Raw genomic sequence first — 14,247 nt, 5'->3', positions numbered from 1 at the left:
ATAAAAGATTTTGATAGCTAAAAACCATCCTTATCTTGCATTTAATCAAGTCCAATTTATAAAAACAGTAAATAAACAACAATCAATCCAGTTTTTTGTTTAATCCATTAAAGCTTTTTTTAAATTCCCCTATAATATAATTCAAACAGCTAACAGAGTCAGTTTCACCCAGTACCGAAATACTAAATAATGATAAATTATAAAATGCCTGTTAATATAATTCCTGATGATGAAATGGTCAGGATAGATACATTAAATCGGTTTGAAATTTTGAATTCGCTTCCGGAGGCAGATTTCGACGCGATAGCTTTTCTTGCTGCGGAGATATTTGATACTGAAAGAGCTCATATCTGCTTTGTAGATAAGGAGAATGTGTTTATTAAAGCGAACCTGCCGGGTTACGAAGTGAAAGATACTTCAAGAGCGCATAGCCTGTGTGCCTTAAGTATCATTAAAGAGGGAGTCACCGTATATGGAGATACACATAAAGTATATGAACTACTGGACAGCCCCTTTCTTTCTGCCACTGATGACATCCGCTTTTATGCCGCTGCACCCATTAAATCCAGAGATGGATTTGCATTGGGCACTATTTGCGTAACTGATGATAAACCACATCTGGAAGTTAGCGGCAAACAAACCAAGTTGCTGCAGCTGCTTGCTGACATCGTGATGGAAAAACTGGAAACAAGACTTGCAAACAGGCAAAAGATAAAAGCCCTTAATGAAGGTATGCACCGTCTGGCGCATGACCTGAAAAATCCTGTCACTTCAATCTCGTTATATGCCCAGCTGTTGGGTAGCCGCGAGATGAGTGCTGAAAAAGTTTTTTCAATGGCCTCTAAAATTGAGATCTCATCGAGAAAGATTGAAAAATTCCTGAGTAATATGCCGGGCAGCAACTAAACTAAAAGGTTAGCCCCGCCCGGCCGGTAATCACACTAAACCTCGGCCAGGTACTTATGCACAAAGCTAATCGCCATAGACCCCTCCCCTACGGCTGAAGCTACCCGGTTCATCGCCCCGGCACGTACATCACCTGCAGCAAAAACCCCTGCGCAGCTCGTCTCCAAAAGGTAAGGATCCCGTTTTAGCTTCCAGGTCTTGTTAAAGGTATCATAGTTCCTCAGTTCACGTCCTGTTTCAATAAAGTCCCTCTCGTTTTTAATAATCTCCAGTTTGATCCAGTCCGTGTAGGGTCTTGCCCCTATAAAAATATACAGCGCTCCTGCTTCCCTGGTTTCAGTTTCTTTGGTTTTGATATTGATCAGCGTTAAATTCTCCAGGTGCTGATCGCCTGATGCTTCAATAAGTTCTGTATTTGGCAGCACATAAATATTCGATGTCAGTTCAATCTGTTCGATGAGGTAAGAAGACATCGTTGAAGATAAATCTTCCTTCCTGATGATGATACTTACATTTGCAGCAAATTTAGAGAGATACATTGCCGACTGCCCGGCTGAGTTACCTCCACCAATAATAAACACATCCCTTCCTTTGCAGGCCGAAGCTTCAGTATTTGCTGCACCGTAATAGATACCGGCGCCCGTGAAGTTCTCCACTCCTTTCACCTCAAGCTTACGGTAGTCCACCCCGGTAGTAATGACCACTGCACGCGTGAGAATATCAGGGCCATCATCAAGCACAATGGTCTTGTAGCCATCCTTTTGTTTGATATCACTGACAGACTGTGGCGACAAAAAACCTGCGCCCAACCTTGTAGCCTGGCTCATTGCGCGCCTGGTCAGGTCTGCACCGCTCAGGCCAGAGGGAAAGCCAAGGTAATTTTCGATCCTCGAACTCGTTCCGGCCTGTCCTCCCGGGGCCTTACGTTCGATCATCAGCGTTTTCAATCCTTCAGAGGCACCGTAAACCGCCGCAGCGAGTCCGGCGGGACCGGCTCCGATGATCACCACATCATAAATATCGTGCATGATCTCGGGGTTCTTGCCAACCTTTGCAGCGATATCCTTGATCGAAGGTTTTTTCAAAAAAGAACCATCGTCAAAAAACACCAGCGGAAGATCATCATTGCAGAGATGATTAATGCTGAGCAGGCTTGCAGCATCAGGATGGGTCTGCACATCCAGCCAGCGATAAGGGATCAGGTTACTTCCGAGGTAATCTTTCACCACATGAGACTGGGGCGAGAACTGGAAGCCCACGAGTTTAATTCCTTTGAATTCAGGGGTATAGTCGCTCTGCCAGTCATCCAGCAGATCATTGATCACGGGATACAGCTTCTCTTCCGGCGGATCCCATGGTTTAATCAGGTAATAATCAAGCTTCACCTCGTTGATCGCCTTTATGGCAGCATCAGTGTCAGAATATGCAGTCAGCAGTACACGTTTTGCATCAGGGAAGATCTTAATTGCCTTTTCCAGGAAGGCCACACCGTCCATCTCGGGCATCCGCTGATCACAAAGAAAAAGTGCGATCACATCCGAACTGTTTTTCAGGTCCGTCAGTGCTTCCAGTGCTTCATTGGCCGAGGTGGTACTGATAATCTTATATTCGCTACCATATTGCCTTTTAAGGTCACGGCTAATGGCGCGTAACACCTGGGGATCGTCGTCAATAGAAAAAATTATAGGCAGATTCATATAGCAATCTATTGTAATAAGTTAAACGATAAAACAGTATTAATTATCAAGCGGAAAACACACCGTAAACTCAGTATGTCCCGGTGCAGATTTCACCTTAACGGATCCATTATGCTGGTAAATGATCCGCTGAACAACTTCAAGACCCATTCCGGTACCTTTACCCATTGGTTTTGTGGTATAAAAAGGGTCAAATATATTCGGGAGCACCTCTGCTGCGATGCCGGGCCCGTCATCAATGAGCAGCACCTGTACAAACTCTTTGTCTCTTTCTGTTTTGATGGTCAGCGTCCCTTTACCATTTACCTCCATTGCATCAATGGCGTTATCAATGATATTGGTCCACACCTGGTTCAGTTCACCGATCAACCCTTTTACAGGCGGCAGTGTTTCATCATAATCTTCCACCACCTGGATATTTCCTTTTCTGATCTTATAGCCCAGCATGGTCAGCGTATTGCGGATTCCGATGTGAATATCAGCAAATTGTTTGTCCTGGGCACGATCCATATGTGTAAAATTCTTTATCGATGTCACCAGGTCAGCAATACGTTTCGAAGACAGCTGGATATCCTGTACCATTCTTTCGGTAACCAGCAGATTACTGATCCAGTTGAACATCGGCGATATGCTTGCCGGCGGAATCGCCGCAGCACAGGCCTGAAGGCTCTCTGCGTTAAAATTAAAATCGGCAAAACTTTCCGCAATCGCGTAGGCATTTTCAACCTCGTGCTCCTCAAACCAGTCGGTGATTGAATCCTCCAGGGCCATCCGTTCTTTTAAACTCAAACGGGCACCCTTAGTTACGGCCAATATTTTAAAGAGTTCTCTGGTCAGCTGATCAACCTGCTCTTCCTCAATACGGATCATCACCATTTCTTTAAACATTTTGGGATCCAGTTTCAGGTGTTCCTTCAGGGATACCGAGTCACGTGCGATAGCAGATGCGGGATTATTCAGTTCATGCGCCAGGCCTGCCGAAAGCTTACCCAGGGCCATCATTTTTTCATTCTGCTGCTGAAGTGCAGTAAAATCCCTCACCCGGTTACTCATCACGTGCACCAGCGACTGCGTCAGCTCGAAATGATTCTTGATCAGTTCCGGCATCCTTTCTTTGGGCAGGCTCAGCATCTGCAGGTCAGCTACGGCTACAGCGTACCCAACGGCTACCTTGCCTCTGGAATATGGTAGATAACCAGTGATATCTCCCCGGTTAAAGGTGATATATTCTCTTCTGGAGCCATTCTGGATCATATAGAACTGTAACCCTCCGTCCACAATAATATGTGGACCAGTAAGCGGTTCACCCGGTTTAAACAGGATTTCCCCGTCACTGATCAGGCGGTTCTCGCTATTGTCAATAAACCATTGTAACTGATCATCAGGAACATTAATAAAAACTTCGAGCGACTTGAGCCAGGAAAGATTAACCGTTTGCATGCGATAAATTTAGTTAAAATACCATACTGTTTTCAATCGCCGCTCAAATAAATCCTCTGTTTTGGGGATAAAAATAATAGCAGGATTAACAGAAATTTGAACTTTCATTAACGTTCAGTCAAATGACAGTTAACAATATATCAAATCCTTCAGCTAATTTTTCAGACCTGATATCAAAAGATAGTGATGCGTCCAGCTACGATTATATCATTGTTGGTGCGGGATCTGCGGGCTGCGTCATCGCAGGCCGTTTAACTGACCAAAGCAATGCAAAAGTCCTTTTACTGGAAGCTGGCGGCAGCAATGCAGGTATACCGGGGATAAGCAATGTTATGCCATGGCCGCAGAACCTGGATTATGCACAGGATTACTCCTATTACTACGAACCCAATCCTGATCTGAACAACCGTATACTTGGTTTACCCCGCACAGAAGGAATTGGCGGCTCCGGCAGCATCAATGTAATGGGGTGGTCCAGAGGGAACAGATATGATTATGACGCCTGGGCGGCAGCCGGCAATAAGGGATGGGATTATAAATCGGTATTGCCACTATTCAAAAAAATTGAAGACCGGGAAAGCGGAGAAACAGATTTTCATGGAGCGGGAGGCCCTGCCGGAGTAGAAAAAAATAAAGATAATGTACTTGCAGACGCGATGATTGCTGCAGGACAGAGTTTTGGGATGCCTTATCTGGACGATATGAACAATGGATCACCTGAAGGAGTTGGGCGGGAAACATTAAATGTGAAGGATGCTTTACGCCAGAACCCTGCAGCTTACCTTGATCCTATCATGAAGAACAAAAATTTTACTTTGCTTACACATGCCAAAGTAACCAAACTCAATTTCACCGGAACCCGCTGTACAGGGCTTGATTTTTTACAGAACGGGAATTCTTATACCATAAAAGCATCAAAAGAAGTGATCCTGTCTGCGGGAGCAATAGAGACACCCCGTATCCTCATGCTTTCAGGGATAGGCGGTTCCGCTGACCTGCAAGCATTGGACATTACTACCGTCGCTGACCTCCCCGGAGTAGGGAAAAACCTGCAGGACCACGTCCACTTGCATGGCTTGTGTTTCGAAGCCAGGGAGCCTCTCGGGGAGTTCAGCGGCAACCTGATCAGCAGTGTCCTGCACTGGAAAAGTCAGTACGATCTCCAGGCTGCAGATTTGATGATTTTTGCCGCCCAGGCACCTGTAGTTACACCGGAACTTGCAAAAAATTATCCTCCGGTGCCGCCAAATTCATTCAGCCTCCTACCATCGCTCATGAGCACAAAAAGCCGAGGATATCTTAAAATGAAAACATCAAAACACGATGGCCCGCTTCAAATTCACGGAAACCTCCTGGCCGACGAGGCCGATGTAAATGCACTCATTGAATCAGTACGGCTGTGCTTTGACCTGGCCTCACAGCCGGCTTTTAAAGCGCTGATCAAAAACTGGGCTATTCCTGAAAAACAAATGGACGACAGGAAATCAATTGTAAATTTCATACGGAATGCAGCCAACACCTGTTGGCATACAGCAGGCACATGCGCAATGGGTACCGGGAAGGATTCCGTAGTCAGCGATCAGCTGCTTGTTCATGGAATAGAGGGCTTGCGCATTACTGACGCCTCTGTGATGCCAAAGATCACCAGCGGAAATACACAGGCTCCTACTATGATGATCGCTGAGTTTGCCGCGCAGCTGATTCTTGGCAAATAGTTAGAACTGAAGCCATGTATTGCTCATACGCTACAACAGGCAATTCAAGAGATATTTGAGTGACTTTGCAGCGTGTTGCAAGCTAATGGTTCAACAGCTTTTCTTTGTTTCAACTGAAATACTTTTATATTAGTGACACCAAATATAAATTACAGTATAAATAAATGAGAAAGCTAAAATTACAGATGCAGCTCTCCGTTGATGGCTACATTTCTGGTCCGGGCGGGGAAATGGACTGGATGGTCTGGAGCTGGGATAACGAGCTCAAAAATTATGTAAACGGAATTACGAAGTCTGTTGACCAGATCCTTCTCGGGCGAAAGCTGGCGGAAGAATTCATTCCTCACTGGGCCGCAAAGGCCGCGGATAAAGAAGAACCCAATGCTGAGTTTGCCCGTAAAATAGCCTCTACGCCAAAGATCGTATTTTCAAAAACACTGGAAACATTCGCTGATAAGAACACCACGGTGATCTCAGACGCCAATCCCTATCTGATCAATCAGATCAAGAACCAGCAGGGAAATGACATCATCGTTTATGGGGGCGGAAGTTTTGTCTCCAGCCTGATCGAACAGGGACTGATTGATGAATACCACCTGTTCATGAACCCCGTTGTTCTGGGTAAGGGAAGACCGATATTCAACTCGATGGAAGAGCAGTTGAAACTTCAGCTGATCAGGGCGAAACCTTTTGCCTGCGGCATTGTGGTACTCGCCTACCGGTATATAGCCGGAACCCATGTTCGCTGAAATTATTTGTTCTTCGCTGCAGGGAATTGCTGACAAATCGCGTTAAATAAGCACAATAAACGTTAATTTTAGCCGATTTTTAAATATCGAATGACAGAAAACAACGAAACCCCTGAATTATTTGTAGTTGGAGCCGGGCCTGGGGATATTGAGCTGATGACAATGAAAGGCTATAGGATACTGCAGCAGGCGAATGTTATTCTTTATGATAACCTGGCTAACAAAGAACTGCTGAGTATTGCCAGGGAAGATTGTGAAAAAATATATGTGGGTAAACAGCCTTATGGTGAATATACCCCGCAGGAAACCATACATGAACTGATCAGACACTATGCTTTTACAAAAGGCAAGGTAGTGCGGCTGAAAGGGGGCGACCCTTTTATTTTTGGAAGAGGGTTCGAGGAGATCATCTATGCGCGGGAACAGGGCATCAAAACGCATTTCGTGCCGGGAATTTCCAGTATGCAGGCCTCTGGTTTTGATGATATACCGCTCACGCACAGAAATGTAAGTGAAAGCATCTGGGTTGTGACAGGAACTAAAAAGGACGGAACTTTGTCGGCCGACCTGCGCCTGGCCATGCAGAGCAACGCCACGGTCGTTATCTATATGGGCATGAAACAACTGGAATCCATCGCAAGCACCTATATCGAAGCTGGTAAAGGGTCTACGCCGGCGGCAATCATTCAGCATGCGTCCCTGCCTGTGCAGAAATCTGTAAAAGGCCTGGCACAGGATCTTCCTGCGATGGCAGCTTCTGCACGGTTAACATATCCCGCCATTATCATTATTGGAGCAGTTGTAAATTTATCACTATGAGAGAAGGAATATTACTTTGCGGACATGGCAGCAGAAAAACTGCAGGGGTTGAGGAATTTAAGAAACTGGTAGAACTTTTAAAAGACCGTTATAAAAGTGATTATGAAGTAGACTACGGCTTTCTGGAGTTTAATCACCCCTTGTTTGAAGCGGCCGTAGAACGATTATACAACAAAGGCATCCGCACCATTTATGCCCTGCCCGTCATTCTCTTTGCAGGTGCCCATGCGAAAAACGATATCCCGTACGAACTGAACACGATCCAGTCTTACTACCCGGACCTTCAGATCAAAATGGGCGGTCCTATCGGGGTAAATTCTTTCATCCTAGACCTGGCGAAAAAAAGAATCGAGGAAACAGAACTGAAGTTAAGCCCGTTAGACCGGAGAGAAACCTGTTTAGTTGTAGTAGGAAGAGGAACCACAGATCCTGATGCCAACAGTGATGTGACCAAACTGATGAGCATGCTCTGGGAGGGAATGGGCTTCGGCTTTGCCACCACGGCTTACAGCGGAACGGCTTATCCTTCTGTAGAGCAGTCGCTGGCTCTTGTAGAAAAACTGGGTTTTAAAAGAACCATCGTCATTCCTTTCTTTTTCTTCACCGGTGTTTTGCTGGACAGGATATATGCCGCTCTTGAAGAAAAGAACAGCCTTTCCACACAGGAATTCATTTATACCGCACCTTTTGGAACAGACGAGCTGATGCTTAGGGCATTCGACAGCCGTTTGGAAGAGGCCGTTAACGGAACCGGTAACATGAACTGCCAGCTTTGCAAATACCGCAAGCAGATCATTGGTTTCGAGGAAGAAGTAGGGAAAGAGCAGATAGGGCATCACCTCAATGTGAAGGGAATGCTTTTTGAAGAAGATGAAAAGATTGGCGAGAAGAAGAATTCTTTAGGACGCCAGTTCAAAAAACTGTTGGGAATTTAAGTTAAATAATAGATATGAGGTCACAGTATTCACAGCTATGGTTACTGATACATTTAGAATTAGTGATGGTCAATATGTTATTTTAATTGACGGAGAGACATCAACTCTTCATAAAATGGATAATAGGAAACTAGTTGGAGTAGATTCGAGCCCGTAATGCCGATTTTATTTTAGTAGTAGAATAATGATTTATTTTTTATATTTGTAATAGCATTAGAGACAGGAGAAAAAGCTGGACATCCACTTCGTGGTAGGCGTTTTAACTGGACAGTCTCATTAAAGCCCCTTAATTGGGGCTTTATCTGTTATATACCTTTTCTAAATCCTCAATATTATAACTTGAATTTGAAAGAAAGTAATATAATTCTCTACCTAGGGATAGGCGCAAAAAAAATCTATTAGATTAACGGACTCAATACAAGCGTATAGATCCAGATACATCCAATTGTGACAGAGGCCAGTCCGGCAATACCGTTCATCCATTTAAAGACAGCCATATTCTTTTCCAGGAACCTGCTCATCGTATGGATCAGTACATAACTGTAAACGCTCATCGCCAGGATGATTCCGACAGACTCAATCACCAGCACGAGGACAGAAGCCCCGATAGTGGGTGCACTGATGACCAGCGCGGTAGTTAAAGCCCCTCCTGTTCCTGCAAGGCCGTGCAACATTCCTACCCAGAAAGATCGCGTTAAAGGTTTCATCGCTATTTCCTCCCCTTTTTTCCCATGCAGGTGAATAGGGTTGGAAGCCAGGTGTTCATGTGCCTCTATTTTTTTATTGTCGCGGATCAGTTCATTGATCTTATAATTACTGCGGATGGCATTTACGCCCAGGACGATCATAATTGGCCCTACGCATATTTCTGCCCATTCAGAAATGTCGGTTACGTACCGGTGTAGAGAAGCCTTAAAAATGAGCGCGATAACGCCGAAAATAATCAGCGTCACCGAATGCCCCAGCGCCCACTGCGAAGCCCTGAAAATAACCGTCCAGGAGATCCGATTTTTGTTGACAGCCTGTTCTGATGCTAAAACAGATACCGCAGTGACGTGGTCAGGTTCAAAAGAATGTAAAATACCTGCGATCAGCGGGCGGCTTATACTAAGAAAACTCATTCGGATATTTTATATACGTACCATCTTTGCTGATCAGGAACAAGTTCAGCTCAGCCGCTGGAATTAACGCTGAACAATTCATATAACAGGCTTTTAACAATGCCAAGTAAAAGGGTTCAGTGCCGGCAAAGCTAAACAATTCAGTTAATCGTCCGGCCATATTAAATGATAAAATCTGGTTCAGCAGCTCATCGGGATAGCCGGCATCTTTGGCCATTTGCCATACAAACTCTTTATTCCAGGTATTTTTGCCACTGTGCGTATCTAACATTCCTTCGGCCAGCTTAACAGATTTGCCGAGCATAATTCCCAGGTTAACCTTTCTGATGGGGCTGCGGGCTATCTTTTCCAGCGTCTCCCCTATCCAGTTGCCATAATGTATAAAAGCAAAATCAGGGAGATCAGGGAACAGCATCTTTAAGTTCTTCTCGCTTCTGGCACCCGAATTGATCACCAGTTCATCTGCGCCATTTGCAACGGCCACATCTATTCCCTGCGTGATGCTGGCGATATAAGAAGAAGCAGAAAAAGGAGTTACAATACCTGTGGTTCCGAGGATAGAGATCCCGCCCATGATTCCCAGCCGCTCATTCAGCGTTCTTTTGGCGATGGCTTCGCCGTCCTGCACAAAAATGGTGATGTCCACCCCTTTGCTTTCCAGCAGTGCTTCTGAAAGCACCTTTTTACAGGCATTTTCCATCATCTGCCGCGGAATGGGATTGATGGCAGGCTCTCCTACGCCAATTTCCAGACCGGGTAAAGTTACCTTGCCCACGCCCTTACCCTGTAAAAAGACAATGTTACCCGAGTCATTTAAACTCACCGTTGCGCCAATAATTGCACCATGTGTAACATCAGGATCATCCCCGGCGTCCTTCTGCGTGGTGCAGCTACAGGAAAACGAATCGAAGTTGCAGGAAATCATCCGGAAAATGTGTTCTGTTCCAATGGGAAGACTAACCGAAACTTCTTCCACCTTCTCCTGACGGATTAACGCCAGCAGAGCAGCTTTCGTACAAGCTGTAGCGCAGGCACCAGTAGTGAATCCTGTTCTCAAAGGGCCGTCGGGTATGGGCTGGAGCTCGCTCATTGAATCCTGCTGAATAAATCCTGTAATTGATATACTGTTTGGAATACGGTTGAAAGTTCCGGTTTTTTAATGATAAATATAGGAATCCGGCAGCTTAACGCAGCATCGGTTTTTGCATCTAGCTTTCCGTTTAAGCCACTTTCCTTGGTCAGGATTACTTCTGGCCTCAATCTGCTGAACAGTTCGATCTCTGCTTCCTTCTCCTGTGGTAATCCGAAAAGCAGATTTTCAGAAGGAAAATGATAGCTGGCGGCAAGGTCTGTGGAATATTTTCTGTCCAGGATCCTGAACCAGCAGGGATATTGCTGCCAGAAATTTTCTAATAAAGGAATAGACTGCAGCCCGGTTAAAGCGAGCATGGACCGGTATCCCTCATCTTTAATACGCTGCAATGCTTCCGCATAATTGCTGATATAATGTACCAATGGATGGCTGATCCTTGCAGGAAATTCCCTTTCAAAACGAATCACCGGGATCTGCGCTACAATTGTAGCTACTGTCAGATGCAGCTCTCTGGCGAAGGGATGGCAGGCATTGATGATGTGAGAGATCTCATTTGCCCTGCAAAAGTCCTTTAACCCTTTCGCATCCAGACTTCCGAACCTGTATTTCCCTTTGCCTTCAAACGGGACTTCCGTCCGGGTGGAATAGATATAACCCAGCCCGGCCTCATCCAGATAACCGGCTGCCTGTTTTGCTTCCGTTGTTCCGCCCAGTAACAGGATCATTTAAATAGTCTTATTTTTTTTCCCTGAAATATTATCTTTCTTTCTGAAAATATGGTGCCAGTTATCGCCATATAGCCAGGAGCGGTTCTTCCTTGCCCCAATAGCCTCCCCTACAATGACCAGCACAGTACGCGTCAGCTTGTTACTTTTGATGATCCGGCTTAACTCATCCAGCTTGCCCGTCCACACTTGCTCATCCTTCCAGCTCACGCGGAAAAGTACTGCAACAGGGGTTTCAGGCGGATAATGCTGTAGTAGCTGCCCCTCCACTTTATTGATGATCCCGGCACTGAGAAAGATGCACATGGTAGCCCGTAATTTTGCCATCTCTTCCAGCTTCTCATGCTCCGGCATCGGGGTATTTCCTTCACCTCGGGTCAGTATGATCGTTTGGGCAACTTCAGGAATGGTAAATTCAGACCTCAGGTATGCCGCCGCAGCCTGGAAGGATGAAATTCCGGGGACGATAAAATAGTCATAGTTCCTTTCGTCGAAGATCGTCATCTGCTCCTGTATCGCCCCATAGATCGAAGGATCACCAGAATGGAGCCTTACGATCAGTTTACCCTGCCGGTACATCAGGTCCATCAGGTCTACCTGCTCTTCCAGGGTCATAGATGCGGAATTCCTCACCATTGCCGCAGGTTTTGCAAAAGCCGTCAGTTCTTCAGGCACAAGGCTTCCGGCATAGAGGATACAGTCCGCAGCTTCCAGCAGCTCTTTCCCTTTTAACGTTATATATTCCGGGGCTCCGGGACCAGCACCTACAATGGCGATCTGACCTCTCCTTTCAAAGGAGCTGATCAGGCATACCGCATGGGTAAACATTTTGCCTGACGATACTTCAGCCTTGGTTTTTTCCACCAGCCAGGATGTGGTATTGGCGGCCAGGGCCGAGGAGCTTTCTGATACGCCCAGTATACCGATCTTTTCGAGGACTACGTCCGAAGGATTCGCCAGTGGCACTTTACCCAGATCCTCAGCGGGATAGGTTATAAAGTCCCAGGAGTATTTTTTAGCCATCTCCATATAAGCCTGTTCCCCCGCTTTGATATCAACAGAGGTTAAAACGGCTATACTTTGATAAGCGATCTGTTCATTTACCAGCAGCTTTAGTAAATGCTCTTCAAAAAATGCAGATTCTAGATCCTTTGAGCAGCCGGTTCCAAGGCTTAAACATGCAGGGTAGAAAGAGATCGCGGGCACTGTACTTTCAAAAAGTTGATATCCTACATAGATGAGCAGTTCATAACGTGTTTGGTCTACCTCAGCGTAATCGTAAAAAACATCTGCAAAATCTGGCTTCGTCCTTTCAAGATAGCTGGCTCCGGCATCTTTCACTTTCAGGATCAGGGCCGTAGGACGGTTATTTACGAATAATGAGATTACTTCGTTCACTGACCCGTTTGAAACGGCTGACCAGCCGAATTTCTCCGCCAGCAGATCCAGTGCCCAGATCTCCTGAAGATCGCTGGAAGTGGTGATCACCGGCTGCGCCTGTAACATGCGTCCGAGGCGTTTAGTCAGGTCATTCGCACCGCCGGCATGTCCGCTAAGTACAGATTGCACAAACCTCCCCTGCTCGTCGATATTGATCACTGCAGGGTCAGTTAGTTTATCCTGAATGTAAGGGGCGATGCTTCTTACGCAGATGCCCAGGGCACCCACAAAGATCCATACGTCGAAACGCTGGAATTTATCCTTCAGCAGAACATCCAGGTTTTCCAGTTTGAGCACATCTTTTGTATAGTCCGTCTGGCGTGTAGTATATAATTTGCTGCGCTGAAATTCTTTCTGAATGATCTTCCCGATCGCCAGTCCGCGGTCTGTGAAAGTTACCACACACACTTTTTCCTCTTTTAACATCCTTTTATCGCTTTTAAAATGGTGATTTCATTATGTGTATCTGCTTTTAATCTCAAAGGCTCTTCCAGTTTCCAGTTCAGCAGACCGGAAAAAGAGATAAAGTTTTTCACTGAATCTTCCTGCACGGCGTTGATCACCACCACCGCACCGGCAGGCAGGTACTGGTCAAGGATCTGCAGTAACGCAGTCAGCCGCCCCCCATGTCCGCCAATAAATACGGCCTGTGGCCTGCTGATCTGCTTCAGGTCAAATTCAAATACATCACCTATCCAGGCAATTATTCCCGGGGTTCCGCATTTGTGCTGGTTATTTTGTATGATCTGCAGACATTCCGCTCTTTTTTCAAAGGCATGGATCTCCAGATGCGGGAAATGAAGTTTTGCCTCGATGCTCATTGAGCCTGTGCAAAAACCGATGTCCCACAGTACAGCTCTTGATCCCAGGTCTAATGCATGCAGGGAACATAACCTCACCGGCATCTTCGTGATCATATTCGGACGTCCTTCCAGTCCTTCGAAAAAGGAATCGCTGACCCCAAACGAAATATTCCGGTGGCTTTCTTTCTGTAATATCATGCAGTTTAAGGTATGGAAAGTACCTTGGGTGGCTTCCTCCAAATGAAGGTGCCTTATCCTTTCCTGCTCCCCTTCCAGATCCTCTCCTATCCAGATGGAATAGTTTGAATAACCATAGGCCAGCAGTCTTCCGGCAATGGCCGAAGGAGACTTTTCAGGATCAGTCAAAACACCAATTAAAGGATTTTGCTGAATCAGCGCTTCGTCAAGTGCGGCCCAGGACCTTCCATGCACGCTGACCGTTTGAAGCAGGTTACTGTTCAGGTTTGCCCGGTGCAGCAATAACTGGATAGAACTGAAATAGGGATAAGTTTGGATCTCCGCTTGCGGGTATTTTGTCCGCAGGGTATTGGCGATACCGTAAAACAGCGGATCTCCGCTGGCAAATACCACAACAGGCTGATTTGCATGCCGATAACTTTCAAACAGAAGCTCCATCGGGGACTGAACAGGCAGCCATTGATACCCCTCAGGCAAGAAATGTCTGACCAGCTCATGATGGCGGTTGCCCCCGCTGAAAACAGTGTGATGCTGTATTAAAGTCAGCACATCTTCTGCAAGATCCGGTTTCCTGTTTCCAATTCCTATGACATGAAAAATCATTCA

Annotated in this window: 12 protein-coding genes; 5 read left to right on the top strand and 7 right to left on the bottom strand. The window is 45.9% G+C overall.

What is annotated here, in order from left to right; all coding sequences use genetic code 11:
- Positions 1-204 precede the first annotated feature (204 nt).
- The gene (locus BLW16_RS12860; RefSeq protein WP_090557192.1) at positions 205-906 is read left to right on the top strand and encodes a sensor histidine kinase; all 702 of its coding nucleotides are present in this window, start codon (positions 205-207) and stop codon (positions 904-906) included.
- A 35-nt stretch (positions 907-941) separates the two neighbouring features.
- Here BLW16_RS12860 and BLW16_RS12855 read toward each other — a convergent pair whose 3' ends face one another.
- On the bottom strand, positions 942-2,603 hold the full coding sequence (locus BLW16_RS12855; protein WP_090557190.1) for a response regulator: 1,662 nt from the start codon (positions 2,601-2,603) through the stop codon (positions 942-944).
- A gap of 39 nt (positions 2,604-2,642) precedes the next feature.
- Positions 2,643-4,043: an ATP-binding protein gene (locus tag BLW16_RS12850; RefSeq protein ID WP_090557188.1), complete on the bottom strand. Its 1,401-nt coding sequence runs from the start codon at positions 4,041-4,043 to the stop codon at positions 2,643-2,645.
- A gap of 122 nt (positions 4,044-4,165) precedes the next feature.
- Here BLW16_RS12850 and BLW16_RS12845 point away from each other — a divergent pair, with 122 nt between their 5' ends.
- From BLW16_RS12845 to BLW16_RS12830, 4 genes are all read left to right on the top strand, one after another.
- On the top strand, positions 4,166-5,758 hold the full coding sequence (locus tag BLW16_RS12845) for a GMC family oxidoreductase (RefSeq protein ID WP_090557186.1): 1,593 nt from the start codon (positions 4,166-4,168) through the stop codon (positions 5,756-5,758).
- Between the two features lie 164 nt (positions 5,759-5,922).
- Entirely contained in the window at positions 5,923-6,507 is a 585-nt protein-coding gene (locus BLW16_RS12840; protein ID WP_090557184.1) for a dihydrofolate reductase family protein, read from the top strand.
- Between the two features lie 90 nt (positions 6,508-6,597).
- Entirely contained in the window at positions 6,598-7,326 is a 729-nt protein-coding gene (cobA, locus tag BLW16_RS12835) for a uroporphyrinogen-III C-methyltransferase (RefSeq protein WP_090557183.1), read from the top strand.
- On the top strand, positions 7,323-8,261 hold the full coding sequence (locus BLW16_RS12830; RefSeq protein ID WP_217631567.1) for a sirohydrochlorin chelatase: 939 nt from the start codon (positions 7,323-7,325) through the stop codon (positions 8,259-8,261). The genes cobA and BLW16_RS12830 overlap by 4 nt, the downstream gene beginning before the upstream one ends.
- 398 nt (positions 8,262-8,659) lie before the next feature.
- Here the strand turns inward: BLW16_RS12830 and BLW16_RS12825 are convergent, their stop codons facing one another.
- From BLW16_RS12825 to cbiE, 5 genes are read right to left on the bottom strand one after another with little or no spacing between them, the layout of a single operon-like run.
- A complete protein-coding gene (locus BLW16_RS12825) occupies positions 8,660-9,382 on the bottom strand; it encodes a cytochrome c biogenesis protein CcdA (protein WP_090557179.1) in 723 nt (240 codons plus the stop codon).
- Positions 9,369-10,472, bottom strand: a complete 1,104-nt coding sequence (locus BLW16_RS12820) for a cobalt-precorrin-5B (C(1))-methyltransferase (RefSeq protein WP_090557177.1) — start codon at positions 10,470-10,472, stop codon at positions 9,369-9,371. The genes BLW16_RS12825 and BLW16_RS12820 overlap by 14 nt, the downstream gene beginning before the upstream one ends.
- A complete protein-coding gene (locus BLW16_RS12815; protein ID WP_090557175.1) occupies positions 10,469-11,200 on the bottom strand; it encodes a precorrin-6A/cobalt-precorrin-6A reductase in 732 nt (243 codons plus the stop codon). Before BLW16_RS12815 ends, BLW16_RS12820 begins: the two co-directional genes overlap by 4 nt.
- Positions 11,201-13,066 carry a precorrin-4 C(11)-methyltransferase gene (cobM, locus tag BLW16_RS12810; protein WP_090557173.1) on the bottom strand — a complete coding sequence of 622 codons (1,866 nt, stop codon included), beginning with the start codon at positions 13,064-13,066 and terminating at the stop codon, positions 11,201-11,203.
- Positions 13,060-14,244 (bottom strand): precorrin-6y C5,15-methyltransferase (decarboxylating) subunit CbiE, encoded by a 1,185-nt coding sequence (cbiE, locus tag BLW16_RS12805; protein WP_090557171.1) that lies wholly within the window; start codon positions 14,242-14,244, stop codon positions 13,060-13,062. The genes cobM and cbiE overlap by 7 nt, the downstream gene beginning before the upstream one ends.
- Positions 14,245-14,247: the final 3 nt, after the last annotated feature.

The sequence above is a fragment of the Pedobacter hartonius genome, assembly GCF_900107535.1.
GTDB classification, from domain to species: Bacteria; Bacteroidota; Bacteroidia; order Sphingobacteriales; family Sphingobacteriaceae; genus Pedobacter; species Pedobacter hartonius.
Note: the sequence above shows the minus strand (reverse complement) of the source record. Positions and strands in the feature narration are given on the sequence as shown.